The 25,277-nt window shown below is 23.9% G+C and carries 18 protein-coding genes; 10 read left to right on the top strand and 8 right to left on the bottom strand.

The window, feature by feature from the left end; translation table 11 throughout:
• Positions 1-55: 55 nt before the first annotated feature.
• From leuS to ygfZ, 5 genes are all read right to left on the bottom strand, one after another.
• Entirely contained in the window at positions 56-2,644 is a 2,589-nt protein-coding gene (leuS, locus tag U0T58_02030; protein ID XBC42172.1) for a leucine--tRNA ligase, read from the bottom strand.
• A gap of 832 nt (positions 2,645-3,476) precedes the next feature.
• Entirely contained in the window at positions 3,477-4,346 is an 870-nt protein-coding gene (corC, locus tag U0T58_02025) for a CNNM family magnesium/cobalt transport protein CorC (protein ID XBC42171.1), read from the bottom strand.
• A gap of 74 nt (positions 4,347-4,420) precedes the next feature.
• Entirely contained in the window at positions 4,421-4,879 is a 459-nt protein-coding gene (ybeY, locus tag U0T58_02020) for an rRNA maturation RNase YbeY (protein ID XBC42170.1), read from the bottom strand.
• A gap of 180 nt (positions 4,880-5,059) precedes the next feature.
• The gene (gene miaB / locus U0T58_02015; GenBank protein ID XBC42552.1) at positions 5,060-6,397 is read right to left on the bottom strand and encodes a tRNA (N6-isopentenyl adenosine(37)-C2)-methylthiotransferase MiaB; all 1,338 of its coding nucleotides are present in this window, start codon (positions 6,395-6,397) and stop codon (positions 5,060-5,062) included.
• A gap of 147 nt (positions 6,398-6,544) precedes the next feature.
• A complete protein-coding gene (gene ygfZ / locus U0T58_02010; protein XBC42169.1) occupies positions 6,545-7,507 on the bottom strand; it encodes a tRNA-modifying protein YgfZ in 963 nt (320 codons plus the stop codon).
• A gap of 275 nt (positions 7,508-7,782) precedes the next feature.
• Between ygfZ and prfB the strand changes: the two genes are divergently transcribed.
• From prfB to gmk, 6 genes are all read left to right on the top strand, one after another.
• Positions 7,783-8,881 (top strand): peptide chain release factor 2 gene (gene prfB / locus U0T58_02005; protein ID XBC42168.1). Its coding sequence is split into 2 segments (ribosomal slippage): positions 7,783-7,857 and positions 7,859-8,881, totalling 1,098 coding nucleotides; the frame shifts between segments, so codons are not numbered across the junction.
• A 43-nt stretch (positions 8,882-8,924) separates the two neighbouring features.
• Entirely contained in the window at positions 8,925-10,421 is a 1,497-nt protein-coding gene (gene lysS, locus U0T58_02000; protein ID XBC42167.1) for a lysine--tRNA ligase, read from the top strand.
• Between the two features lie 235 nt (positions 10,422-10,656).
• Entirely contained in the window at positions 10,657-11,916 is a 1,260-nt protein-coding gene (gene lysA / locus U0T58_01995) for a diaminopimelate decarboxylase (protein XBC42166.1), read from the top strand.
• Between the two features lie 191 nt (positions 11,917-12,107).
• Complete coding sequence (gene lgt / locus U0T58_01990) at positions 12,108-12,968, top strand: prolipoprotein diacylglyceryl transferase (GenBank protein ID XBC42165.1); 861 nt, start codon at positions 12,108-12,110, stop codon at positions 12,966-12,968.
• A 10-nt stretch (positions 12,969-12,978) separates the two neighbouring features.
• Positions 12,979-13,773: a thymidylate synthase gene (thyA, locus tag U0T58_01985; protein XBC42164.1), complete on the top strand. Its 795-nt coding sequence runs from the start codon at positions 12,979-12,981 to the stop codon at positions 13,771-13,773.
• Between the two features lie 75 nt (positions 13,774-13,848).
• The gene (gmk, locus tag U0T58_01980) at positions 13,849-14,469 is read left to right on the top strand and encodes a guanylate kinase (GenBank protein XBC42163.1); all 621 of its coding nucleotides are present in this window, start codon (positions 13,849-13,851) and stop codon (positions 14,467-14,469) included.
• A 117-nt stretch (positions 14,470-14,586) separates the two neighbouring features.
• On the opposite strand, the gene typA is transcribed toward gmk, so the two are convergent.
• Positions 14,587-16,416 (bottom strand): translational GTPase TypA, encoded by a 1,830-nt coding sequence (typA, locus tag U0T58_01975; protein ID XBC42162.1) that lies wholly within the window; start codon positions 16,414-16,416, stop codon positions 14,587-14,589.
• Positions 16,417-16,699: 283 nt separating this feature from the next.
• Between typA and yihA the strand changes: the two genes are divergently transcribed.
• Positions 16,700-17,305, top strand: coding sequence for a ribosome biogenesis GTP-binding protein YihA/YsxC (yihA, locus tag U0T58_01970; GenBank protein XBC42161.1), 606 nt, complete (start codon positions 16,700-16,702; stop codon positions 17,303-17,305).
• An 843-nt stretch (positions 17,306-18,148) separates the two neighbouring features.
• Here the strand turns inward: yihA and U0T58_01965 are convergent.
• Positions 18,149-19,069, bottom strand: a complete 921-nt coding sequence (locus U0T58_01965; GenBank protein XBC42160.1) for a 5'-3' exonuclease H3TH domain-containing protein — start codon at positions 19,067-19,069, stop codon at positions 18,149-18,151.
• A 134-nt stretch (positions 19,070-19,203) separates the two neighbouring features.
• Positions 19,204-19,833 carry a DsbA family protein gene (locus U0T58_01960; protein XBC42159.1) on the bottom strand — a complete coding sequence of 210 codons (630 nt, stop codon included), beginning with the start codon at positions 19,831-19,833 and terminating at the stop codon, positions 19,204-19,206.
• Positions 19,834-23,589: 3,756 nt separating this feature from the next.
• On the opposite strand from U0T58_01960, the gene U0T58_01955 reads away from it, so the two are divergent.
• Genes U0T58_01955 through ispF form a run of 3 tightly spaced genes read left to right on the top strand, consistent with a single transcriptional unit; the run spans position 23,590 to position 25,114 of the window.
• A complete protein-coding gene (locus U0T58_01955; GenBank protein XBC42158.1) occupies positions 23,590-23,883 on the top strand; it encodes a septum formation initiator family protein in 294 nt (97 codons plus the stop codon).
• A gap of 32 nt (positions 23,884-23,915) precedes the next feature.
• Positions 23,916-24,635, top strand: a complete 720-nt coding sequence (gene ispD, locus U0T58_01950) for a 2-C-methyl-D-erythritol 4-phosphate cytidylyltransferase (GenBank protein ID XBC42157.1) — start codon at positions 23,916-23,918, stop codon at positions 24,633-24,635.
• Positions 24,632-25,114: a 2-C-methyl-D-erythritol 2,4-cyclodiphosphate synthase gene (ispF, locus tag U0T58_01945; protein XBC42156.1), complete on the top strand. Its 483-nt coding sequence runs from the start codon at positions 24,632-24,634 to the stop codon at positions 25,112-25,114. Before ispD ends, ispF begins: the two co-directional genes overlap by 4 nt.
• The last annotated feature ends 163 nt before the right edge of the window (positions 25,115-25,277 follow it).

The raw sequence follows: 25,277 nt of genomic DNA, 5'->3' as shown, positions 1-25,277 counted from the left end.
TAATATAATAACATAATTTATAGGGAATCATTAATTTAAATCTTTAATTTTTTTGTTAACTAATAACTAAATTTATCAATTTATTTGGGATATATATTATTTTTTCAATTGTGCGTTTATTAGTATATTTAAATATTTTTGGTTCTATTAATATTTTTTTCAATATATCTTTTTTAGAACATGGTCGAGATATTTTAATTTTATGGCGAAGTTTTCCATTTATTTGAATTAATATTAAGTATAAAGTTTCGTTTACTTCAAAGTTGTTTTCAATCGTTGGCCATGAAATATTATTTATATCGTTCTTATTTTTTAATAAGTTTTGTAGTAAGACGTGACTAAAATGCGGTGTGAAAGGGTATAGGATTTTTAAAATAGATACTAAAGAATCTTGAATCAATTTTGAATCGTTGTTTTCATTTACAGAAAATTTAAAAAGTTCATTAGTGAGTTTCATTGTTGTAGCAATAGCTGTGTTAAATGATTGTTTGATTTTAATATCTTGTTCTACTATTTTTATGGTTTTACACAATAACAAGTACAACTTTTTTTGGTGATCATTGAGATTGTTGTAGTTTAATGGTACGTCTGAATGTTTATATTGTTTAATATGATTGTAACAAAATGTCCATAGTTTTTTTAAAAACCGATGCATTCCTTTTACTCCAGGTTCTTTCCATGCTAATGACATTTCTATTGGAGCTGCAAACATAATAAATAATCTTACTGTGTCTGCACCATATTTACTGATCATTATTTCTGGTTCTACCCCGTTTTTTTTTGATTTAGACATTTTAATCATACCTTCATGAAATATTTTTTTTTCGTTATATATAAAATTTTTTCTAATTTTTCCATGAGTATCGTATTTAATATTAGTAGACGGAACATTAATCCATTGTTGATGTCCATTATGATCGAAATAATAAAAAGCATCTGATAACACCATGCCTTGGCACAGTAGTTTTTTTACCGGTTCGTCTGATTTAACTAGTCCAAAATCTCTTAATAGTTTGTGAAAAAACCTAAAGTATATTAAGTGCATTGTGGCATGTTCTATTCCTCCAATGTACAAATCTATAGGCAACCAATAGTCAGCAGAATGTTTGTCTATCATTCCTTGATCAAATTGCGCACAAGTATATCTAGCGTAATACCATGATGATTCTACAAACGTATCTAATGTGTCAGATTCACATTTTGCTAGTTTTCCATTAATATATATTATTTTTTCTTTAACTGAATGCATAATATTTTTTTTAGTATGTATATTATGAGTTTTATGAGATAATGTTAGTGGGAGATGTGTTTCTGGTATGGGAACAATACTATTGTCTTCTAGAGTTGCCATCGGGATAGGGACTCCCCAACTACGTTGCCTTGATACTCCCCAATCTTGTAATTTATAATATGTTTTTTTTTTGCCTATTTTTTTGTTTTCTAACTCTGATATTATAGTTACATTTGCTTCTGTAGTGTGTAAATTGTTGTATTTTCCAGAATTATATAGTTTTCCTGGTTGTGTCATAGCAATATTTTTTATTTTTGGAATTTTATCGTCTTTTTGGAGTATTACTGGTATAACTTTTAAATTTTGAATTAGAGAAAAATTAAGATCATCTTGATTATGCGCGGGTATACCGAATATTGCTTTAGTTGTATGTTCTGATAGTACATAATTAGCTATCCATATAGGTATTTTTTTTTTAGTTAATGGATGGAAAGCGAATTTTCCGGTGTTAATACCTTTGTATTTATCGCAATTGTTATTGTTTGGATTAAAATAAGATATATTTTTAATAAATAAATAAATGTTTTTATTAGTATGTGACATTTTTTGGGCAAGTTTATGCAAAGGAGAAATGGCAATGTATGTTGCTCCCATTAACATTTCAGGTTTAGATATAAAGATACTTAACATTTCTGATGTATGAAATAGCTTTAGGTATATCTTGATTCCATATAAGCGCCCAATCCAATTTGATTGCATTTTTTTAACTTGGTTTGGCCATTCAGATAATTTTTTTAATCCATTCAATAATTCTTCAGCATAATTAGTGATTTTAATAAACCATTGAGAAATATTTTTTTTAATAATTTTAGTATTGCAACGCCAACATAAACCGTTAATAGTTTGTTCGTTTGCTAGAACTGTTTGATCGGTTTCACACCAATTTACCCAAGATTTTTTTTTATAAACTAATTTTTTTTTATACAACTCTATAAAAAACCATTGTTCCCATTTATAGTATTTAGGTTCACAAGTTGTAATTTCCCTTGCCCAATCATAACTAAACCCTAATGATTGTAATTGTTTTTTCATATATTTTATATTTTTATTAGTCCATTTGGAAGGATCTATATTGTTTTGTATAGCAGCTATTTCTGCAGGTAATCCAAATGCATCCCATCCTATGGGGTGTAGTACATTTTTTCCAATCATACGTTGGTATCGTGCTATAACATCGCCAATAGTGTAATTTCTAACATGACCCATATGTAGTTTTCCAGAAGGATATGGAATCATGGAGAGACAATAATATTTTTTTTTATTTACATTTTTAGTTACTGAAAATGAGTTTTTTTCTTTCCATATTTTTTGAACATTTTGTTCTATTTCTTGAGGTATGTATTGTTTTTTCATTTTTTTATTTTTAATTCAAACTATGGAGTGAGTAATATGGTATCGTTTTTTGATACAGATCGACTTTTATCTTGGTATAAAATATAATGTTTATAACAAGTGCATTGTGCTTTTCAAAATGGTTTAGATTATAAATTATAAAATGTTACATTGTTTGTTGTTCATGGTTAATTATCATATTATTATTGCAATGAAATACATGAACAAATAATTTTTTTATTTACTAAAAGTTTTTCTATTTGATATACTTAAAGCTTTGTTTTGATTTGATAAAATTTTCATGTTTAGACATGATTTAAAATACATGATAAATAAATAAGCGTATTTCAATGTAACTAATTATTTTTTATTAAAGAAGAGTTTTGTAATAAATTAATATAAATAAAAGTAAAATTTTTTAATTTTTGGTTTAATATTAACATCAAGATATTTAGTATATACTTCTAATATTATAGTTTAATGTTTGAAGAATGTAAATTGACATTATAGTAATTTTGTTATTTTAAATTTATTTTAGTACGTAAATTTTTTAGGTAGAAACTTGATAGGAAGTTAATATTATAAAATAGTCAAAATAAGCATAAACGTTTGTATAGTGGAAATTTTTGTATATATTTAGTAAAATAGTTATATTTTAATAATTAATATTTTTATAATATGATTTTAGATAGGTAATATTAACTTTCAATAACTTTTAATTTAATAAATATGATGTTTTCCAAGATAATATTCAGTTTTAATACAATATAAAACTAAATAATTTTATAAAGATTAAAAAGTATTTTAAGATGAAATTTAATACTTGTTATTTTATATAAAATTTATTAGTTATTTATGATATTGTTGGTAACTTTTCCAGTTTAGGGATAGTAACTTGTAATTGTATAATTCTCCTATTGTCAGCGATATTTACTTTAAATATATATTTATCCAGATTTACTAATTCACCTTGCGCAGGAAGATGTCCAATTTGTTTCATAATTAGTCCCCCGATAGTATCTACTTCTTCATCACTAAAATTAGTTTTAAAAATATCATTAAATTCTTTTATAGAAGTAAAAGATTTCACTATAAAAGTATGTTTATTTAGTTGTCGAATATTTAGTTCGCTTTCATCATATTCGTCATCAATGTTTCCTACAATTAATTCTAATATGTCTTCAATGGTTACCAATCCAGAAACAGCTCCAAACTCGTCTATTACAATTGCCATGTGGTTTTTTTTTAATTGAAATTCTTTTAACATGCAATCTACGTGTTTGCTTTCAGGAACAACAACAGCTGGACGCAATATATTATGTATGCAAAAAGTATTTGATTTGCTTGTTATGAAAGGTAAAAGATCCTTTGCCATTAAAAATCCTTCAACATAATTTTCATTATAGTTCATGACAGGAAATCGTGAATGAGCAGATTTAATAATTATATCTAAACATTTTTGTAGTGAATAAGCTGATTTTAGAGTTATCATTTGTGTACGAGGAATCATGATATCACGAATTTTTTGTTGTGTTATGTCAATAACTCCTTCTAGCATGTCACAAGTTTCTTGATCTATTAGTTTATTATTTTTTGAATATCGTATTAATTTCAATAATTCTTCTTTACTTTTTGGTTCTTCATGAAATATTTGGTTTAGTAAAATAGAAAAGAAGTTTTTTTTATTATTTTTAGTATTGCATTGTGAATGATTATCACTCATGGTTTATTAATATAAATCGTATATGTTAATTTAAGTTAGTATGTTGATGAATTTTTAAAATTTTTATGGGAAATTTATATTGTATATGGATTATTATGTCCTAAAGCCAACATGATTTTTATTTCCATTTCTTTCATTTTTTTAAAATCATAATAATTTTTATGATCATATCCCAACAAATGTAATGTACCATGTATTACTATATGTGCCCAATGTGATTCTATTTTTTTTTTATTTTTTTTTGCCTCTTCTTTTATGATATCACCGCAAATAACTAAATCTCCAATAAAAGAGGATTTAATTATTTTATGTATAGTAGACGGAAAAGATAATATGTTTGTAGTTTTATTTTTATATCTATATTTTTTATTTAAGAATTTTATTTCTGATTTTTTTACAATTCTTATTGTGATCTCAAAATTGGATTGTGTTTTTTTAAAACAAGCTTTTATCCATTTAAGATATTGTAATTTTTTTGGAAAATATGATTTTTTAGAACATGCTATTTGTAGATTAATAATAATTGACGTCATTAAAGTATGTAATATACGTTTTAAAAGTATATTATGTTTGATTTAGAATAAGATCAATGTTTTGTTTTTTATTTTACCAAATTTTGTTAATATCTACTATTTATTTAAGATCTTTTTATAATTATTTTTAAAATATATCATATTTTCTAATGTTATTATAATTAAGATTTTATTTCATATTTATTCGTTAAATTTTTTAGAATAATGACCTCTAAGAGAATTAGAGTTAATTTTTATAATTTTTAAATTTACGAATTGTCCTATCATATTAGGATTTCCTTCAAAATTAACAACGCGATTGTTTTCTGTGCGTCCTGACAATTCCATAGGATTTTTGCGAGATGGTCCTTCTACTAGTACTGATTGTATGCTGTCTAGCATTTTTTTATTCCATGATTGTGTATTTTTTCTAATAAGTTTTTGAAGTGTATAAAGTCTTTGTTTCTTTGTTTCTAAAGAAAGACAATCTAATAATTTTGATGCTGGTGTTCCTGGACGAGAAGAATAAATAAAACTGAAACTCATATCAAAATTTATTTCTTTAATTAATTTTAATGTTTGTTCAAAATCTTCTTGTGTTTCTCCTGGAAAACCAACAATAAAATCTGAGCTAATTTGAATATTTGGTCGATTTTTGACTATTTTAGCAATAATATTTTTATACTTTTTAATGTTATAGGTTCTTTTCATTAGCTTTAAAATACGATCAGATCCACTTTGTACAGGTAGATGTAGAAAACTAACTACTTTTTTTGTATCTAAATAAACATCTATAATATCGTCATTAAATTCAATAGGATGACTTGTTGTAAATCTAATTCTATCAATTCCATCTATTGATGCAACCAATCTTAACAATTCTGAAAACGTACAGATTTCCCCATTAAATTTTTTTCCTCTATATGCATTGACATTTTGTCCTAATAAGTTAACTTCTCGTACTCCTTTGTGAGCTAACATAGAAATTTCTAGTAAAATATCATCAACTGGACGACTAACTTCATGACCTCTAGTATAAGGTACAATACAAAACGAACAAAATTTATTGCATCCTTCTATTATAGTTATATATGCTGTTACTCCTGGAAATTTAGGATATTCAATGAAATCGAATTTTTCAATTAAAGTAAATTCGATGTCAATTATAAATCGATTAAATTTTTTTACTTCTTCTATCATATTTGGTAATCTGTGCAATGTTTGTGTTCCAAATATAATATCGATATAATTTGCACGTTTATAAATTTCTTTTCCTTCTTGTGTTGCTACACAACCACCTACCGCAATAATTATTTTGGGGTTTTTTGCTTTTAATTTTTTCCATCTTCCTAGTTGATGAAAAAGCTTCTCTTGTGCTTTTTCTCTGATAGAACAGGTGTTTAGAATTAAAATATCAGCTAATTCTGGTTTATGAATTTCTGTACATTGATATTTTTTTTGCAATAATTGAGTTATCATAGATGAGTCGTATTCGTTCATCTGGCAACCCCAGGTTTTTATGTATATGTTATATTTGATCATAATATTTTTATTTTATAGCAGTGAGTGTATGGAATAGATATCATATAAATGATTGTATGATATTAGTAATAATCAAAATTAATAAGTACAACTGTTATTAGTTAATGTGCATTAAAGTATTTTTCATAGAGAGAATGACATATTTTATGACTGTATATATAAATTACTATTGATATTATTTTTAATACGTATTTTATTATGTTTTTTGGTTTCTATTTTTAATACTGCTTGTATCCATTTTATTTTTTTATTGATTTTTGCGACAGCTAAAACATGTCCAATTCGGTACCATTTATTTTTATTTTCAGATTCTATGATTTCTCCTATATGTATAGTTTGGTCAGATGTCGCGATTAACCAATACAGATTGTATTGATTGAGTTTTTTAAAATGTATTTTGGCGATTGTTTCTTGACCATAATAACATCCTTTTTTGAAATCTAAACCATCAAGATTTTCTAAATTTAGCGACTGTGGAAAAAATTTTCCACTCATTTTTTTATCAATAATAGGATGCTTAGAAGAAATATCTAAAGCTAACCACATATTACTGTTATTTATTGTTTTTGTTAATGTCAGTAATTTTTGTAAAGTAAAATCAACATTTTTTATGATAAGCAGGAATCTTTCACATGGATCATTAAACCATAATATAATTGTATTATTTTGGCGATATATAGGAAAATTTTTGTTAGGAATAATACTAAAATATTGTTTTAGTTTTTCTTTTGCTCTTTTTCCAGTAATTCCCAATAGTTTTATTTTGGTTTCATTAAATATGTTTATGTTAGAGAAAATAGAATATTTTTTTAGTTCCTTAATTTGATGGTGAGCAACACTTTTTCTTTGAAGATACATATAATTATTTTCTTTGAATTTAAAGAGTCTTAAACTACTCCATACTTTTCCATTAACATTACAATGTGCGCATAGTCTATGATTGTCTTCTTTTAGTTCATTTATGTTAATAGTTATCTGATTTTGTAGGTAATTTTTACTGTCACTTCCTATTATTGTTGTTAATTTCCAATCATCTAAAGTCATAAGTATTATGTCTTTTTTAAATAAATATAATAGATCTTCATGTGTTGTTTTTAACGTTATCATACAATTTTCTTAATATTATAATTGGTGATAGTGTGTTTTATAAGTTTAAGATTAATATATTTTGTATTATCTCATTTTGTAGGGAAGTAATATAATATATTAGATTTAATAAATATTTGAGGTATATTTTAGTTTTTGGATTAGTTTTAATTTAAATATTATATATACGAATATTTTTTATTTTAAATAATTCACGAAATAGTTTTTATAAATGAATATAGTTTGTTTGTTAAAGCATAAAGATTTAAAAAACATAATCAGGAGATAATTAGATAATGTGTGAAATTATTTTAATACAACGTCGTTGTCAAACATATACTGATAAGATTAGTAGTTTAAAGGAGTTTCTTTGACTATGATAATAAGAAGGATAGATTACTAAAAATTAGTTCTTCTTTAGAATTATCCGAAACATGGAAAGATTCTAACTTGATGTCTAATTTAAATCAAGAAAAATGTATGTTGATTTCTTTTATTAATTCTATAGACAATATAGAATCAAATTTAAATACAATAATAGATATTTTAACATTATCAATTCAAGAAAATAACAAAAATTTGTTGCGTGATATTGTAAATGAATTGGATGTATTAGAAAAAATTATTAACGAGATAGAATTAAATTCTATTTTTTTAAAAAAATATGATCATCTAAATTGTTATTTAGACATACAATCTGGTTCTGGAGGAATAGAAGCACAAGATTGGGCTAATATACTTTTTAGGATGTATTTAAGATGGGCTGATAGTAAAGGTTTTAAAATAGATATTATTGAAAGAACATATGGTGAGTTAGTTGGAATAAAATCTACTACAGTAAAAATATTAGGAAAATATGCTTTTGGTTGGTTGCGTACTGAGACAGGCATTCATCGTTTGGTAAGAAAAAGTCCATTTAATTCTAATCATAGACGTCATACTTCTTTTTCTTCTGTTTTTATTTATCCTGATATTTATGATCCTGTAAAGATTAAAATAAATTCTTGTGATTTGAGAATTGATGTATACCGAGCATCTGGCGCTGGAGGTCAACATGTAAATAAAACTGAATCAGCTGTTAGAATTACGCATATTCCTTCTGGATTAGTAACTCAATCTCAAAGTAGTCGATCTCAGCATAAAAATAAAGAAAAAGCGTTAAATCAACTAAAAGCAAAATTATATGAGCTAACCTTAAACAGAAAAAAAAATGAAAAACAAATACTGGAAGATAAGAAATTGGATATAAGATGGGGTAATCAGATACGTTCGTATATATTAGATGATTCTAGAATTAAAGATTTGAGGACAGGAGTAGAAACAAGTAATGTACAATCTGTTTTAGATGGAAATTTAGATATTTTTATTAGATCTAATTTAATTCATGGTTTGTAACATACATGTAAATTTTTTATTTATGAGTTATTGAGAGATTAATATGAAAAAATTTAATAATGAAGAGAAACAAAGACGGAAGAAGTTACATATTTTAAAAAAAAATGGTTTTGATTTTCCTAATGATTTTAAACCTGATAAGTATTCTTTAGATATTAATAATAATTATAAATGTTATAGTAATAGCCAACTGAAAATTTTAAACATTTTTGTTAAGGTAGCGGGTAGAATTTTACAAAAACGAGTTATGGGGAAAAGTTCTTTTTTTGTATTGAAAGATTATAAAGGACAAATTCAATTATATACTATGCTTCAAAATTTTGAAGACAACTTTTATATAGATGTTATTAAAAAATTAGATTTAGGAGACATTATAGGAGTAAGAGGTAGTTTGTTTAGAACAAAAACAGGGGAATTATCTATTTGTTGTACAGAATTAAAATTATTAACTAAATCTTTGAGGCCTTTACCAAACAAATTTCATGGATTATACGATAAAGAAATGAGATATAGACAAAGATATTTAGATCTTATCAGTAATAAAGATTTGTATTCTATTTTCAAAGTTAGATCGAATATTTTTGTCAAAATTCGACAATTTATGTTAAAACATGAATTTTTAGAAGTTGAAACTCCTATGATACAAAATATTCCTGGTGGAGCTTCTGCACGACCCTTTATTACTTATCATAATTCTTTAAATTTGAATTTATATTTAAGAGTTTCTCCTGAATTATATTTAAAAAGATTAATTGTTGGAGGATTTGATCGAATTTTTGAAATTAATAAGAGTTTTCGTAATGAAGGAATCTCTACGCGTCATAATCCAGAATTTACAATGATGGAAGTATATATGGCGTATTCGGATTATAAAGATATGATGATTTTTACTGAAAATTTGTTAAAAAATGTAGTTTTGAATATAGTTGGTAATCTAAAATTTAAACATGGGGAACATGAATTAGATTTTGAACAAAGTTTTTGCAAATTAACTATGAAACAAGCAATATTAAATTTTAATCCAGACATTTCGTTGACTGATCTAGATAATTTGGAAATAACTAGAAATATAGTTAGTAATCTCGGAGCGAAAATAGAAAATGATTGGGGAATAGGCAGATTAACATTAGAAATATTTAATAAAACGGTAGAAAAAAAATTAATTCAACCGACGTTTGTTACTGACTATCCTGTAGAAATTTCCCCCCTATCTAGAAGAAATAGTATTGATTGTAATATTGCTGATCGATTCGAGTTATTTATTTCTGGTTATGAATTAGCAAATGGTTTTTCTGAACTAAATGATTCTGAAGATCAAAAAAATCGATTTTTAAATCAAAAACAAGAAAAATATTTAGGATCAGAACAAGATTTAACATATTACGATGAAGATTATATAACTTCTCTTGAACATGGATTACCTCCTACTTCTGGATTAGGAATAGGCATTGATCGACTAACTATGATTTTAACTAATCAGAAGAGTATTCGTGATGTTATTTTTTTTCCATTACTTAAACCTATTAGTTCTTTGACATAAGTTGACATATTTATTATTTAAATATTATGACTATTTATGCAGTATTTGTTTCATTGCGTGTTTTATTTTATATTTTATGAGTACTATCATTTGCTTTTTATTTTAAGTTACGTGTACACAATTTTATTATATGTTTTTTAAGATTTTGATTTTACTAAATTGTTTTAGTGTTATTATTGATTTTTTATGAAATATTTTCATATAAATATAATTTATTAATTTTGAGAAAACAATTATGCTTGGTTATTTAAATAAAAAATATACAGTTTTTAGTAATGACAACATATTAAGATTAATAAAAAAATATCATTCTCCTTTATGGGTATACGACGCTAATGTTATTTTAAAGAAAATTAAGGAATTACATCAATTTGATGTAATTAGATTTGCTCAAAAATCATGTTCTAACATTCATATTCTAAATTTGTTTTATAAACATGGAGTAAAGATTGATGCTGTATCATTAGGAGAAATTGAAAGAGGTTTAATTTCTGGATACGATTCTACTGATCAAGGAATGATATTTACAGCAGATGTTGTTGATCAGTTTACCTTGAAAAAAATAAAGGAATATAACATTCCAGTGAATGTAGGATCGCTTGATATGCTTGAGCAAATTGGAGCGGTGTCTCCAGGGCATTGTATTTGGTTGAGAATTAATCCTAAATTTGGTTATGGACATAGTAAAAAGACAAATACCGGAGGGGAAAACAGCAAACATGGTATCTGGGATATTAGTTTGGCTATACCATTTATTAAGAAATATAATTTTAAATTAATAGGTTTACACATACATATTGGATCTGGTGTCAACTATGAATATTTGGAACGTACATGTCAGGAAATGGTTAAACAGGTTTTAAGATTTAATCATGATATAAAAATGATATCAGCAGGAGGAGGTTTAACAGTTCCCTATAAATCTAACGAAAGTACTTTTAATATTAGTAAATATTTTACATCGTGGAATATAGCGCGAAAAAAAATTTCTAATTATTTAAATCATTCTATTCAGTTAGAAATAGAACCTGGAAGATTTTTAGTAGCAGAATCTGGAATATTAGTAGCTGAAGTAAGATCGGTGAAGCAAACTAGTTCTAAGTTATTTGTACTTGTTGATGCTGGATTTAATGATTTGATTAGGCCTGCTATGTACGGAAGCTATCATCATATTTCTGTTATTTCGGGTGATGGACGTTTAATAGATGAAAATGATGTACAGGAGACTACAGTAGGTGGCCCATTGTGTGAGTCAGGAGACATATTTACTCAAAATGAGCAAGGAGATATAGAAACTAGAATGCTCCCTAAAGTACAACCGGGTGATTATTTGGTTTTTCATGATACTGGAGCATATGGAGCTTCTATGTCTTCTAATTATAATAGTCGTTTTTTGATTCCAGAAATTTTATTTGAAGACGGAAATTTTCGTATGATTCGAAGACGTCAAACTATAAAAGAATTGCTGGAGCTGGAGATAAATTGTATTTCATGAACTAAAGAAGTGTTTGATTTATAAACTTTTTTGGTATTAATATTTATCAAGTGTTTAGTGTTGTATTTTTTAACAATAGCTATATTAATATAATGTTATAATTAATATAATTATCATTATTGTATTGAAATAAACTTACTTTTATCTATAATGAAATAAATAATAGTTCTAAAGTGGGGTAAGTAATATTCATGAATAATACTTATATATCGTTTCCTAATTTTGATCCTGTTATTTTTTCTATATCTAATGTTCCTATATATTGGTATGGGATAATGTATTTGTTGGGATTTATATTTGTGTTGCATAGAGGAAAAGTTTGTATAAAACAAATAGGATTAAAGACAGAAGAAATAGAAGACATGTTATATTTCATTTTTCTTAGTTTACTTATTGGAGGAAGAGTAGGATATATATTTTTTTATTATCCATCGTTTTTTTTTAATAATTATTTACATATATTTAAAATATGGGAAGGAGGAATGTCTTTTCATGGAGGATTATTAGGAGTTATTATAGCGATCTTTTATTTTTCAAAAAAATTAAAAAAGAATTTTTTTTTGATTTCCGATTTGATTGTTCCTTTAGTACCTGTTGGACTAGGAGCTGGAAGAATAGGAAATTTTATTAATGGAGAGTTATGGGGGCGTGTTGCTCCAAATTTTCCTTTTTCTGTTTTGTTCCCAACTTCTAAAATGATAGATTTAGAAATATCTAAAAATAATTTGCAATTACAATTATTAATGAGCAAATTTGGAGTTTTGCCTAGACATCCATCTCAAGTATATGAATTTCTTTTAGAAGGAATCGCTTTGTTTTTTTTATTACGTTTTTTTTCAAAAAAAGTAAAGATTTCTGGAATTGTTTCTAGTGTTTTTTTAATTTTTTATGGACTTTTTAGAATTATAGTTGAATTTTTTCGAGAACCAGATTATCAAATAGGATTATTTAAGAATTTTTTAACTATGGGGCAAATATTATCAATACCTATGACAATAGGTGGTTGTTTAATGATGATAACTATATGTTATCAAGTTAGAAAAACTAAATAAATAGGTTTATATGCAAATTTATTTATCTTTATTAAAAAAAATATTAAACGAAGGAAAAAGTAAAAATGATCGTACTGGAGTAGGAACGTTATCTATTTTTGGTCATCATATAAAGTTTAACTTGAGAATAGGATTTCCATTAGTTACTACTAAGAGATGTCATTTTTCTTCCATTCTTCATGAATTGTTATGGTTTCTTAAAGGTGATACAAATGTTAAATATTTAAATGATAATCAAGTTTCTATTTGGAATTCGTGGGCAGATAAGTTTGGAAATCTCGGTCCTATTTATGGACAACAATGGAGAAGGTGGAAAGCTATAGATGGTAAAGAAATTGATCAAATTAGTAATATTATTGAACAAATCAAAAAGAACCCAGATTCTAGAAGAATATTGGTTTCTAGTTGGAATGTAGGAGATTTGGAAAAAATGGCATTGTTTCCATGTCATGTGTTATTTCAATTTTATGTTATAGATAATACTTTAAGTTGTCATTTATATCAACGTTCTTGTGATGTATTTTTGGGTTTCCCGTTTAATATTGCTAGTTATGCTTTATTAACTCACATGATAGCTCAACAATGTTGTTTAAAAATTGGCAATTTTTTATGGACAGGAGGTGATGTACATTTGTATAAAAATCATATTAAACAAGCAAAAATACAATTATTACGTAAACCTTATTATCTTCCTATGTTGACGATTAAAAATAAACCTAAAACAATATTTGATTATTGTTTTCAAGACTTTAATTTATCAGGATATCGTTCTTATTCTTCTATTAAAGCAAAAATAGCAGTATGAGTTGCTTTGAGTAATTTTTGATTTATACTTGTTTTTAAGTTCTCATGAATATTTAAACTTTTAACTTTCAAAATTATGGTAAAAGGCATATTATTTATAATCTCTGCTCCAAGTGGGACAGGAAAATCTAGTTTAATTAGAGAAATATTAAATACTAATTTTTTATTTAGAGTACAAGTATCTATATCTCATACTACTCGTATGATTAGACCAGGAGAATATGATAGAAAGCATTATCATTTTATTTCTTTTCATCAATTTAAAGTAATGATTAAACAAGAACAATTTTTAGAATATGCACAAGTTTTTAATAATTATTATGGAACGTCTCGAAAAGAGGTTTATAGTAAGTTGCATACCGGAGTAGATATTTTTTTAGATATTGATTGGCAAGGGGCAAGACAAGTGCGTCGTAAAATTCCAAGTTCTAAAAGTATCTTTGTATTGCCTCCATCTAGATATGAACTTTATAGAAGATTACGAAAAAGAGCTCAAGATAGTGATTATGTTATACAAAAAAGAATGAAACAAGCTATATCTGAAATGAAGCATTATGTTGAATATGATTATTTAATTATAAATGATGACTTTAAGCTTGCTGTATCAAATCTAAACAAAATTATTCAAGTAGAGCATTTTTCAAGACAGTATCAAATGAAAAAAAATAGAGCGTTAATTCAAGAACTATTAAAATAACAATATTTTTTAGGAAAATTTTTTTTAGTTTTAAAAAGAAGTTGGTGGTGTTATTTCAGTTTTTAAAAATAAATATTATTTCTTATTGCTTTAAATATTAAATTTTTATATGAGATTTTATGGTGATAGTTTTTTGTTTCTTGCGATTATTTTTCTTTCGTTTTCTTTTAAAATTGCTTTTCTTAATCTAATGGATGATGGTGTTATTTCTACTAGTTCGTCGTTATTAATAAAACTAATAGCATATTCTAAACTAATTTTTATAGGTGTAATTAATGCTATTGCTTCGTCAGATCCTGATGCTCTCATATTTGTTAATTTTTTTCCTGATAGGCAATTTACAGTTAAATCGTTCATTTTATTGTGAATTCCAATAATTTGTCCTTCATACACTTTTGTTTTATGTCCTATAAATAACTTTCCTCGATTTTGTAAATTAAATAAAGAAAATCCTACTGAATTTCCTGTTTTATTTGAAATTAATACTCCATTTTTTCTTGGCCCAATACTATTGGACTGTATTTTTCCATAATGACTAAAAGAGGAGTAAAATGTTCCAGATCCTGAAGTAGTAGTTATGAATTCTGATTTAAACCCAATTAATGCATTGCTACTTAAAATACAATCTATTCTAGTTCTATTTACTTTATCTGAAGTAATATTAGTAATTTCTCCTTTGCGCTCACCTATTAGTTTTATAATCGCCCCTTGACTTTTTTTATCGACATCTAGTATGACAATTTCAAATGGCTCATGTTTTATGCCTTCGAAGTTTCGGATAATAACTTTTGGACGAGATACTTCTAATTCAAATCCTTCTCTTCTCATATTTTCGATTAGTATTGATAAATGTAATTCACCACGTCCAGATACTGAGAAAGTGTTAGAATTTTTTGTTTCTTGGACTTTTAAGGCAATATTATAAGTTGTTTCTTTTTGTAATCGATTTAATATTTGTCTTGATGTAATATATTTCCCTTCTGTGCCTGAAAAGGGAGAAGTATTAACAGAAAACATCATTTTTACTGTTGGTTCATCAATTTGCAATGCAGGTAATGGATTTATGTGATTAGGATCGCATATAGTGTCAGAAATATTTAGTTTTTCTATTCCTGTAATGGCTACTATATCTCCTGATTGTGCTAGATCTGTACTTATTTTTTCTAATCCAAAATAGTTTAATACTTTTCCTATTTTACCATTGATCTTTAATCCCTGATTATTAACGACTATCACGTTTTGATTAGGTTTTATAGATCCTTTGTTAATTCGTCCAATTCCAATTGTTCCTAAATAATTATCGTAATCTAATTGTGAAATTTGCATTTGTAGTGTATGACTATGATTAATTGTAGGTGGCGATGGTGCATATTTTATGATCATGTTATATAGTGATGACATGTCATTACCCATATTATTGTAGTCTATTCCAGATGTTCCAAGTAGTGCAGAAGTATATATAATAGGGAAGTCAAGTTGTTCATCAGTGGCATTAAGATTAACAAATAGATCAAAAATTTGGTCAACTACCCAATCTGGTCTAGCATATTTTCGATCAATTTTATTTACTACCACAATAGGTTTTATTCCATAATTAAATGATTTTTGAGTAACAAATTTTGTTTGTGGCATGGGTCCATCTAATGCATCTACTACTAATAATACAGAATCTACCATTGATAGTACACGTTCTACTTCTCCGCCAAAATCGGAATGTCCAGGGGTATCAATGATGTTAATACGATGGTTTTTCCATATAATTGCGGCGTTTTTTGCTAGAATGGTAATGCCTCTTTCTTTTTCTAAGTCGTTTGAGTCCATAATCCGTTCTGAATGTTTTTTATGACCTTCAAAATTTTCTGATTGTTGTAATAATTTGTCAACTAAAGTAGTTTTCCCATGATCTACATGAGCAATAATAGCTATGTTGCGTAGGTTTTTTTTCATTTTTTATTTATATTCATAAAAATAGAGAATAGTTATAAGTCGAGAATTATTAGATTGTATCTTTGAATTTTTATTTTAACATGTTTATGTTAAAATAGTAATGATTTTACTACATAATTTTTAATAAAAGTTTTTAAATAAAATGTAAATTTTGGTATAAATATAGAACTATTAATATTTATGTAAATTATTTTTCAATTTATTGTGATATAAAAAGATAATATTTTATATAGTCATTGATAAAGTAGTAAACATATTTGTGATATATTGTTGGGAATTTATTTTGAACAAAAATAATTATAATCTTGCTATTTTTGAAAAAAGTATAATTGATATAAAAAAAGAAAAATCTGATTTCGGATCTGAAATTGCTTTTGTAGGGTATTCTAATTCTGGAAAATCTACATTAATTAATGTTTTAACTAATCAAAAAAAATTAGCTAGAATTAGTAAGGTTCCAGGAAGAACACAATCAATTAATATTTTTAAAGTTTCCTCTAAAGTTCGATTAGTAGATTTACCTGGTTACGGTTATGCACGAGTTCCTGAAAGTATTAGGTTGCAGTTAAAGCACATAGTATTTCAATATTTAAAGCTTCGAAAATGTTTAAAAGGGTTAGTTATGCTAATAGACATTCGATGTTCTATTAAGAATTTAGATGAAACAGTAATTAATTTAGCAAAGTTACGTCACATCCCAATGTTCATTTTGTTGAATAAATCTGATAAAGTAAGTTTTGAAAAACGAAAAGAGCAATTGCATATTATGAAAAATAATCAATTAGTTTTATCTCATAATATACAGGTAGAATTATTTTCTTCATTAAAATCGATAGAAATGAATAGTTTAAGAGATAAAATAGGGAATTGGATATGTAAAATAGTATAATTATTTAGAGTTCTAATTCAATTTATTTCAATTAATTTTTAAATGGTATTTTTAGAAAAATTTCAAATTTTTTGATATTTTTTCATATATTTTTATTTTTAAGCGTAAATTTTATTGATTTATTTTTTATTTTAATATTATTTTTTATAAGTTTGAAAAATTTTTTGAATTTACATTAAAATTTTAATTGAAATATTAATTTATATTATAATTTTGTATAATATTTGAATACTTTTTGAAGCTTGTCTATAGATTTTTTTGTATTTTTTAACATATGTGTAAAACTTAGTATGGACACTACATGTTTGATATGAATTAGTGTTTATGAACATTTTATGTTTATCTTGTATGTTTATCACAATGTTATCTTTTTATATAAGTAAAATTTTTAATTTGTTTGTTCTTGATATTTTATAATAACATCAATTTTTTAACATATTATTTAAAATATAATATACAAACATATAATTATATTTTTATTTTAATAAGTAATATTATTGCATGTATCTAAAAAGAAATTGTGTAATTAGTTTTAAGTACTAAAATAGTTTTTATTAATATTGTTATTTTTCAAAATCTTTTAAATAAAATAATGTTATAGTATTAATAGAAGTTGTATTAATTATTTTATTGTATATATTGTATAATCTTAATGATAATTAAATAGAATATTATTGGAGTTTTTTAGAAGGCTTATTTCTGAGATCGACATAGAATTTTTTAAATTATTTTATTTATAGAGTAAAAGAAATAAATGGATATTGGATGTGTATTTTGAATACATTTTTTTTATTTACTTTCAACAATTTTGTTTATACTATATGAGCAAAATATATATGAAATTTATACTTTAGAATGATTTGTATTTATTAGCCATGTTCCTGATTTTAGTAATTCAAGCCAGTGATAAAATCCATAGTATTTAAAAAAACATGATAATTTTTTTATGGATGGTTTAGACATTGTTAAATCATTTATAGATTTTTCCATTGGAATATTAGTTATTATTGTAGCAAGATCTTTTGAAAGAAACGCTAAATCTTGGTTGATTAACAGTGTTTTAGCTATATTTTTAGCATTTCTAAATGAACACTTAGATATTTTATCAATATTTTTATATATTTTTTTTAGAGATCCAAAATTTTCTAATAACAGTAGTGCCGTTTTTTTTCCTATTTTTGGTACGCCTGGAATATTGTCTGATGTGTCTCCCATTAATCCAAATAGATCAGGAATTAGTTTTGGTATTACTCCATATTTTTTTTTTATTTCCATTTTTCCTAAGATTTTGTGAGATTTTTTTTCTAATATATTAGTATTGATGTTAACTAATTGTGCTAGATCTTTATCATTAGTACAAATTAATGTAAATTTGTTATTTTTATGAGCTTCGTATGCTAATGTTCCTATAACATCATCTGCTTCAAAGAGGGGTATTGTTACGATTGGAAAACCCATCATATTTATAGCTTTGTATAATGGTTTGATTTGCATTTGTAAATTTTTTGGCATAATTGGTCTATTAGCTTTATAGGATTGAAACAACGTATGTCTAAAAGTTTTGTTTGGAGTATCAAATATAATAATTATTTGTGTATTAGGATATTTTAAAAACAACATTTTTAGCATGTTTATTACACCATATATAGCTCCTGATGGTATACCATCTTTATTACTGAATGATGAAAAAGAATAATATGATTGATAGAGGTATGATGTTCCATCGATTAACAGGTAATTGATAGTTTTTTTATTAAAATTCATATAAGAGTGGAAATAAATTATAAAGTATATTTTTATAAGATACATTATGGTTCTTTTAATATCAACGTAATATGTTAAATTAAGTTTAAGTAATAAAAAATTTGTGATTAACTATTTAATTTAAAGTTGTTATGTTAATTTTTTTTCAGTAAGAATTTTATGATACATATGTATTCTTTAATGAGAATTTCTGGTGATTTATGATTCATATTTTCACTATTTATAGAATATTTTCCATTAATAAATATAGAAGGTACATATTTTAGATTTATAGTATTTTGAACAATATTTTGATTATATAACATAGATTTTGTGACGAAGGAATTCCAAAGAAAATTAAATTCTTTTCTGTTCATTTTTGTTAGTTTTAAAAATTCATTTTTTAAAGTATAAAAGTTAGTAATAGATTTCGTTTGTTGTACTTTTTCAAAGATTGGCATTAAAATTTTTTTTTCCAATTTTACTATTTTTGACATTTCCCATATATGGGTTAACAAACTTCCTAGTTCTCCCCCTAAAAAATTGACGTGATATTTTATAATTTTAATAGAACTAGATATTTGTTTTTTTATATGCTTGTCAAGATTATATTTTTTTTCTAATGCATAACAGTGTGGACATAAGAAAGAAAAAAATTCTATTATTTGAGGAGCGTTGGTGATTTTTTTATTTAGAATGCTATATTTTTTTTCTTGTATCATTTGTGCATCGACATTATGAAATCCAAATAATATCAGCATAAAAATGATTAAAATTTTTTTCATATTTTTATTTAATTTTTGCTATTTAGTACATCTTACATGATTCTATCATAACGTATTCTTTAGAAAAAATGATATGTTTTTGGAAATTTTGTAATAATGAGAAATTATTATGTATTATTAAGAATAAATGAATAATACAATATGTTTTATGTATAAATGATTTTTTTATTGTATGGATCTATTTTTTAACTAAATAGATTGTTTAGATTAAAAAAGTTAATATTGAGTGATACTTAAAACAATAAAATAGTATTTTATCAATATAGTCAAATTATTTTAAAATATTTTTTTTATAGTATAAATGATTTTTATGGACTTTTTTATGACAATGCTAAATGAATTTCTAAGTTTTCAAATATTATTGTTGCTAAAATAGAATAGTTTTTGAATTAGGTATTCTAATAGTTATGGTATTTCATAATAGCTTTTAAATGATTGTTTAAAAAAGATGATAAATTTTATGGGATCTACAATAACATGTGAACAAATAGATATAAAAATGTGTTACTATAAATTAATTAATTTAGCAATTAAGAACGTTTTTCACAGCAATTGTCTTAGATAAAATACATTGAATTTGTATCAGAAAAAAGTAGAAAATAGTATATTAGAATTGATTTATTATATAAATAGAAGATCTAGATATGTTATTTTAAATTTTTATTTTAGAAAGATAGTAATTAGATGTAGAGTATGCTGGAATTCAATTTTTAAAATTTTATTTATAATTTACAATATAGTTTATATGTATGGGTAAATGATGTTATATTGTGAATTAAATTTGTGTGATTATAACATAGTACAAGCTATGTAAGGTTCTTTTATTACATTAAGATACTGGTTTTTTGGTTTCTTAGGAAAATAATTAAAAAAAGATTTTAATAGAATATGGTTCTAAATTAAGTTTAATAGATTTTAAAATTTTAGTGTATTGTAAATAACGTGTAGTAGTAGTAATCTTAAAAAAATGAACAGGACATATCGTTTAAACGTGTTAAAGATTAGTTAGATTTAATTATCAATTCATATAAAATAATTGAATTTTTATTCCTATTAAGTGATAGAATAGTCATTATGTAGACTTGTATGTGAGTAATGGTTTTAATTTTTTAAAATTTTCATATTTTATTTTAAGTATTTTAGTTCATTATGAATTATTTTAAAGTTAGTTTAATTAGAACAAATTTACATGTAAATATATGATGTTTATATAATTTTATTTAAATTTAAATGATTTGCATAAAGTTTATGCGTTTTAAAATTTGAAAAGCATTTATTTTAAATGGTTTTGATATAGTGTACATTAAATTAATAAAGATAAAATTAATAAAATATTAGTAATATTTTATTAATGAAAAAATTTTTTATTAAATTTATTTAATTAAAATAATGCATAAGGTGATTTATTTAGTTTTTCATTAAAATTAGATGATATAACATTGAAGTATTATCATTATGGTATATATGATAAAGATACAGTAATTTGGTGTTTTCTTGTTTTGTTAAGTTTTATACTTTATTTTAGTAAAAATGAAAATTGATGTAATTATTTTAGTGTGCACATAACATGTTCAGAGATTGTTTTAGTACAAATTACAATTAATAATTAATGTACAATAGTTATATAAATAATGAGTTTTTGAGCTTTAATGCAACATTTGTTAGTTTTTAAAAATTTGATAAAATATGGATATTTTTTACTTTTAACTAATGTACGAGTACAAAAATTTTGTTGTTATCGTTTTTAATACTAAACAATATTTTTATAAAATTGTTATAGCAATGTTTAAATGTTTTATAGTAACAAATTTTATATAGTTGATTCATTAATAAAGAACAAGTAGAAAATATTTTATTAATTTTAGATATTGTGGTTCTATTAAGAAAACATTTTAATATTACTGTATACTATCTTACAATTTGAAATGTATTAAAAAATGATAGTAATATGTTTCATAGAAATAGTTAAATTTTAAATTTATTTTTTCTATATTTTAGAGTTATCTAATATGCAATGAGATTAGAGTTTTTAATTGATTTTTAATTTATAAGAGGTTATTTTTAGAGATATCTTATGAATTATTTTTAAAAAAGACATGTAAACTTATAAAAATAAAAACATTATTATTGAAAAATATTTTTTATAATTTATGTATCAAGATTTATAAGCGTTTTAAAGAATACTATATGTATTTTAAAGGTAATTTTTGGTTATTTTACATGTATTATTTTCTTGGAAGACACCATGTTTTTCTTTCAATAAAAAAATATTTTGTTTTTAAAAAAATGATGAATTTATATAATTAATTTTAAATGAACAAATAATAACATGATTTTAAAAAATTAAAATAGTTAGTTAAATAATATTTTTAAAGATATAATCATATATTTTTAATAGAAAGAAGTGGAAACGTTATATTGAGATAATGTTTTGTGTTTAGTATCATTAGTTTAGATAGCAAAACATATATATGGAGAGACATCGTAGGATATATGAGAAAAATATATAGAGACTAATTGTTTTATTTGATATTTAATATTGTTAATTATAGTTAACGTAGATTTTTAAGATTAATGCATAAGTTTTTACGATTTGTTAACAGTAAAAGGTTTTGTTTTTTTAATTTAACAATGACAATATTTTTGATAAAATGAATACAAATCATGTTATTTAAGGTATTTATTGTTTTAATGTAGTGATTTGAAGAATATTTTAAAATTTTAATAAAAAATGTAGTATTAAATAAAAGTAATGTAATCAATATAATTTGAAAATATTAGTGTCATTTAAATTTGTTTTATATTTATGTAACGTTTCGAGCTTTATAAATTAAAAATAGTTGTTAATATAAAAATAAATATCTAAAAATTGTTATAATAAATTCTTATATTGTAAGATTTAGTGATGGTATAGCAAGATTTCATATTTAAAATATTATTTAAAATTAGCATTTATTTAAATATGTTTTACTTGTTAAGTGTTATAAAATAGTTGTACATATTAATTAAAATTTTATAAAATTTAAAGTAACATGTAAACATTTTGCAATTAAATTAGTAGTTTTAAATTTCTCAAGCTATTGATTTTAATTATTATATGTTTAAATATTATACAAATGATAAAATATTTTATCATTTGTATAATATTTAGTGTTAATTAAATAATAAATTAGTATGAAATTAGTAACGTTTTAATTTTGGATTATTGAAAAATATAAATGATTTAGTTTATATATCGTGTATTAACATCACTTTTGTTATCTTTATACTATGATATTAATCATATATAGCAAATAAATTGTATGCTATAATATTTTATAGCTGGCTTTATACTTTTTTTTATTGTATTGATATGGGTGAATATCATAGATAATTTTATAAAGTCTATTTTTAATGAACACGTATCAAACACGCGCTTATTGCATATTTTCAAAAAGTTTTTATGGATATGATAAATGTTTTATAATTTAACTAGTATTTTAAGCATTTAGTTTGTATATTAAAATGCGTATGAAATGACAAGAAAAAATAATTTTAATGTTTTATTTTATTAACATATTAGTTGAAGAATTTAAAATTTCGTTTATTCATTTAGCTATATAAAACTGTTTTAATAATTTTAACCTATGATAATTAATAAAATAGATTTTAATAGTTTATAGGATGTATTATTTATTTTTAATATAAGTTGTAAAGTAGATAATTTAGTAAAAATAATTTATGTTTTTTGTTTTTAATAATATGTTTAGAACATATATGATATTTGTTAAAATAGGATTATTAGTATTATTACTCTTACTACAAGTTAATTTGTTTTTAGGAAGAGATGGTTTATTTAAGTATATAACATTGCATAAGAGAGTGTCTCAGATAAAATTGGATATTTTTTATCTTACAGAGCGTAATATAAAACTATCATCAGAAATTAAACTTTGGAATACTAGTAATGAATTAATAGAAGAATACGCAAGAAGTAATTTAGGAATGATTAAAACAAACGAAATTTTTTATAGAATTATAATTAATCATGACTTTAATAATATTAAATAAATATATTAGGAATGATTTATAAGTGATATTTTATGAATACTTTTAGTTGTGTATATTCTAAAATTGTTGCTATTGTTCCTGCTGCTGGAATCGGTAGTAGGATGTTATCTAATATACCTAAACAATATATAAAAATAAGAGGATGTACTATTCTTGAACATAGCATAAAGTTTTTATTAGCGCATTCTAGTATAAAAAGAATAATTATTGTTTTGAATAAAAAGGATATTTTTTTTCATAAATTATCTATCTCATCTCATCCTCGAATATTTTATGTTATTGGAGGAAATCTTCGTGTTCGTTCTGTATTATCCGGTTTATTAGTAATTAATGATGTAAAATGGGTAATAATTCATGATGCTGTGAGACCATGTTTAAATTATAATGATTTGAATAAGATCATATCTTTAACAAATACTAGTAAAATTGGTGGAATATTAGCTACTCCAGTAAACAATACTATTAAATATAGTAAAGATAATCATAATGTAATTAGTACTATTAATCGTTATCAGTTATGGAATGCTTTGACTCCTCAATGTTTTCCTATAAAGTTGTTATTAGCTTGTTTAAGAAAGGCGATGAATGAAGGGATAAATGTAACTGACGAAGCATCAGCTATGGAGCATTGTGGATATTATCCACAGTTGATAAGAGGTAGTAGCAGTAATATTAAAGTCACTTATCCAGAAGACATTTCTTTTGTTAGTTTTTATTTAGGAAAAAATTTTTGTAAGAGAAAAAATTCATGAAAATTGGACATGGTTTTGATGTTCATGCATTTGGTGGGAAAAAACCATTGGTTATCGGAGGAGTAATTATTCCTCATACGTGTGGTGTAATTGCATATTCTGATGGTGATGTTTTAATACATGCTGTTATTGATGCATTAATGGGAGCTACTGCGATGGGGGATATCGGATCAATATTTTCTGATGCTAATAAAAAATATGAAAATATTAGTAGTAGGATTTTACTAAGAAAAATATGGAGAATAATTACGATAGAAGAATATATTATATCTAATATTGATATGACAGTTATTGCACAAAGTCCAAAGATGGCAATTTATAGAAACAAAATGAGGGAAAATATTGCTATGGATCTTACTTGTTCAATAGACGATGTAAGTATTAAGTTTACTACTACTGAACGATTGGGATTTATTGGAAGGAAAGAAGGTATAGCATGCGAATCTATTGTTATGTTAGATTGTTTTAAAAAATTGTGATTCATGTTTAGATTAATTCTAAAGTTGTATTTTATATATTTTATTTTTATAAAAATTTAGATAAAATTAAATGATATTCTTAATATTATAATAAAAAAGTATTTTAAAAAAATATAAACTTAAGTAATATATTTTAAGAACTAAAATAATAACGACGTTTTTT

Source organism: Buchnera aphidicola (Meitanaphis elongallis) (genome assembly GCA_039830015.1).
GTDB lineage: Bacteria > Pseudomonadota > Gammaproteobacteria > Enterobacterales > Enterobacteriaceae > Buchnera_B > Buchnera_B aphidicola_AU.
Note: the sequence above shows the minus strand (reverse complement) of the source record. Positions and strands in the feature narration are given on the sequence as shown.

Coding starts and splice junctions, on each gene's coding strand:
- corC (XBC42171.1), bottom strand. CDS start 4,346: ATGAGTGATAATCATTCACAATGCAATACTAAAAATAATAAAAAAAAC.
- U0T58_01965 (XBC42160.1), bottom strand. CDS start 19,069: ATGAATTTTAATAAAAAAACTATCAATTACCTGTTAATCGATGGAACA.
- gmk (XBC42163.1), top strand. CDS start 13,849: ATGGTAAAAGGCATATTATTTATAATCTCTGCTCCAAGTGGGACAGGA.
- ispF (XBC42156.1), top strand. CDS start 24,632: ATGAAAATTGGACATGGTTTTGATGTTCATGCATTTGGTGGGAAAAAA.
- ispD (XBC42157.1), top strand. CDS start 23,916: ATGAATACTTTTAGTTGTGTATATTCTAAAATTGTTGCTATTGTTCCT.
- lysA (XBC42166.1), top strand. CDS start 10,657: ATGCTTGGTTATTTAAATAAAAAATATACAGTTTTTAGTAATGACAAC.
- lysS (XBC42167.1), top strand. CDS start 8,925: ATGAAAAAATTTAATAATGAAGAGAAACAAAGACGGAAGAAGTTACAT.
- ybeY (XBC42170.1), bottom strand. CDS start 4,879: ATGACGTCAATTATTATTAATCTACAAATAGCATGTTCTAAAAAATCA.
- typA (XBC42162.1), bottom strand. CDS start 16,416: ATGAAAAAAAACCTACGCAACATAGCTATTATTGCTCATGTAGATCAT.
- U0T58_01955 (XBC42158.1), top strand. CDS start 23,590: ATGATATTTGTTAAAATAGGATTATTAGTATTATTACTCTTACTACAA.
- leuS (XBC42172.1), bottom strand. CDS start 2,644: ATGAAAAAACAATACATACCTCAAGAAATAGAACAAAATGTTCAAAAA.
- thyA (XBC42164.1), top strand. CDS start 12,979: ATGCAAATTTATTTATCTTTATTAAAAAAAATATTAAACGAAGGAAAA.
- U0T58_01960 (XBC42159.1), bottom strand. CDS start 19,833: ATGAAAAAAATTTTAATCATTTTTATGCTGATATTATTTGGATTTCAT.
- lgt (XBC42165.1), top strand. CDS start 12,108: ATGAATAATACTTATATATCGTTTCCTAATTTTGATCCTGTTATTTTT.
- ygfZ (XBC42169.1), bottom strand. CDS start 7,507: ATGATAACGTTAAAAACAACACATGAAGATCTATTATATTTATTTAAA.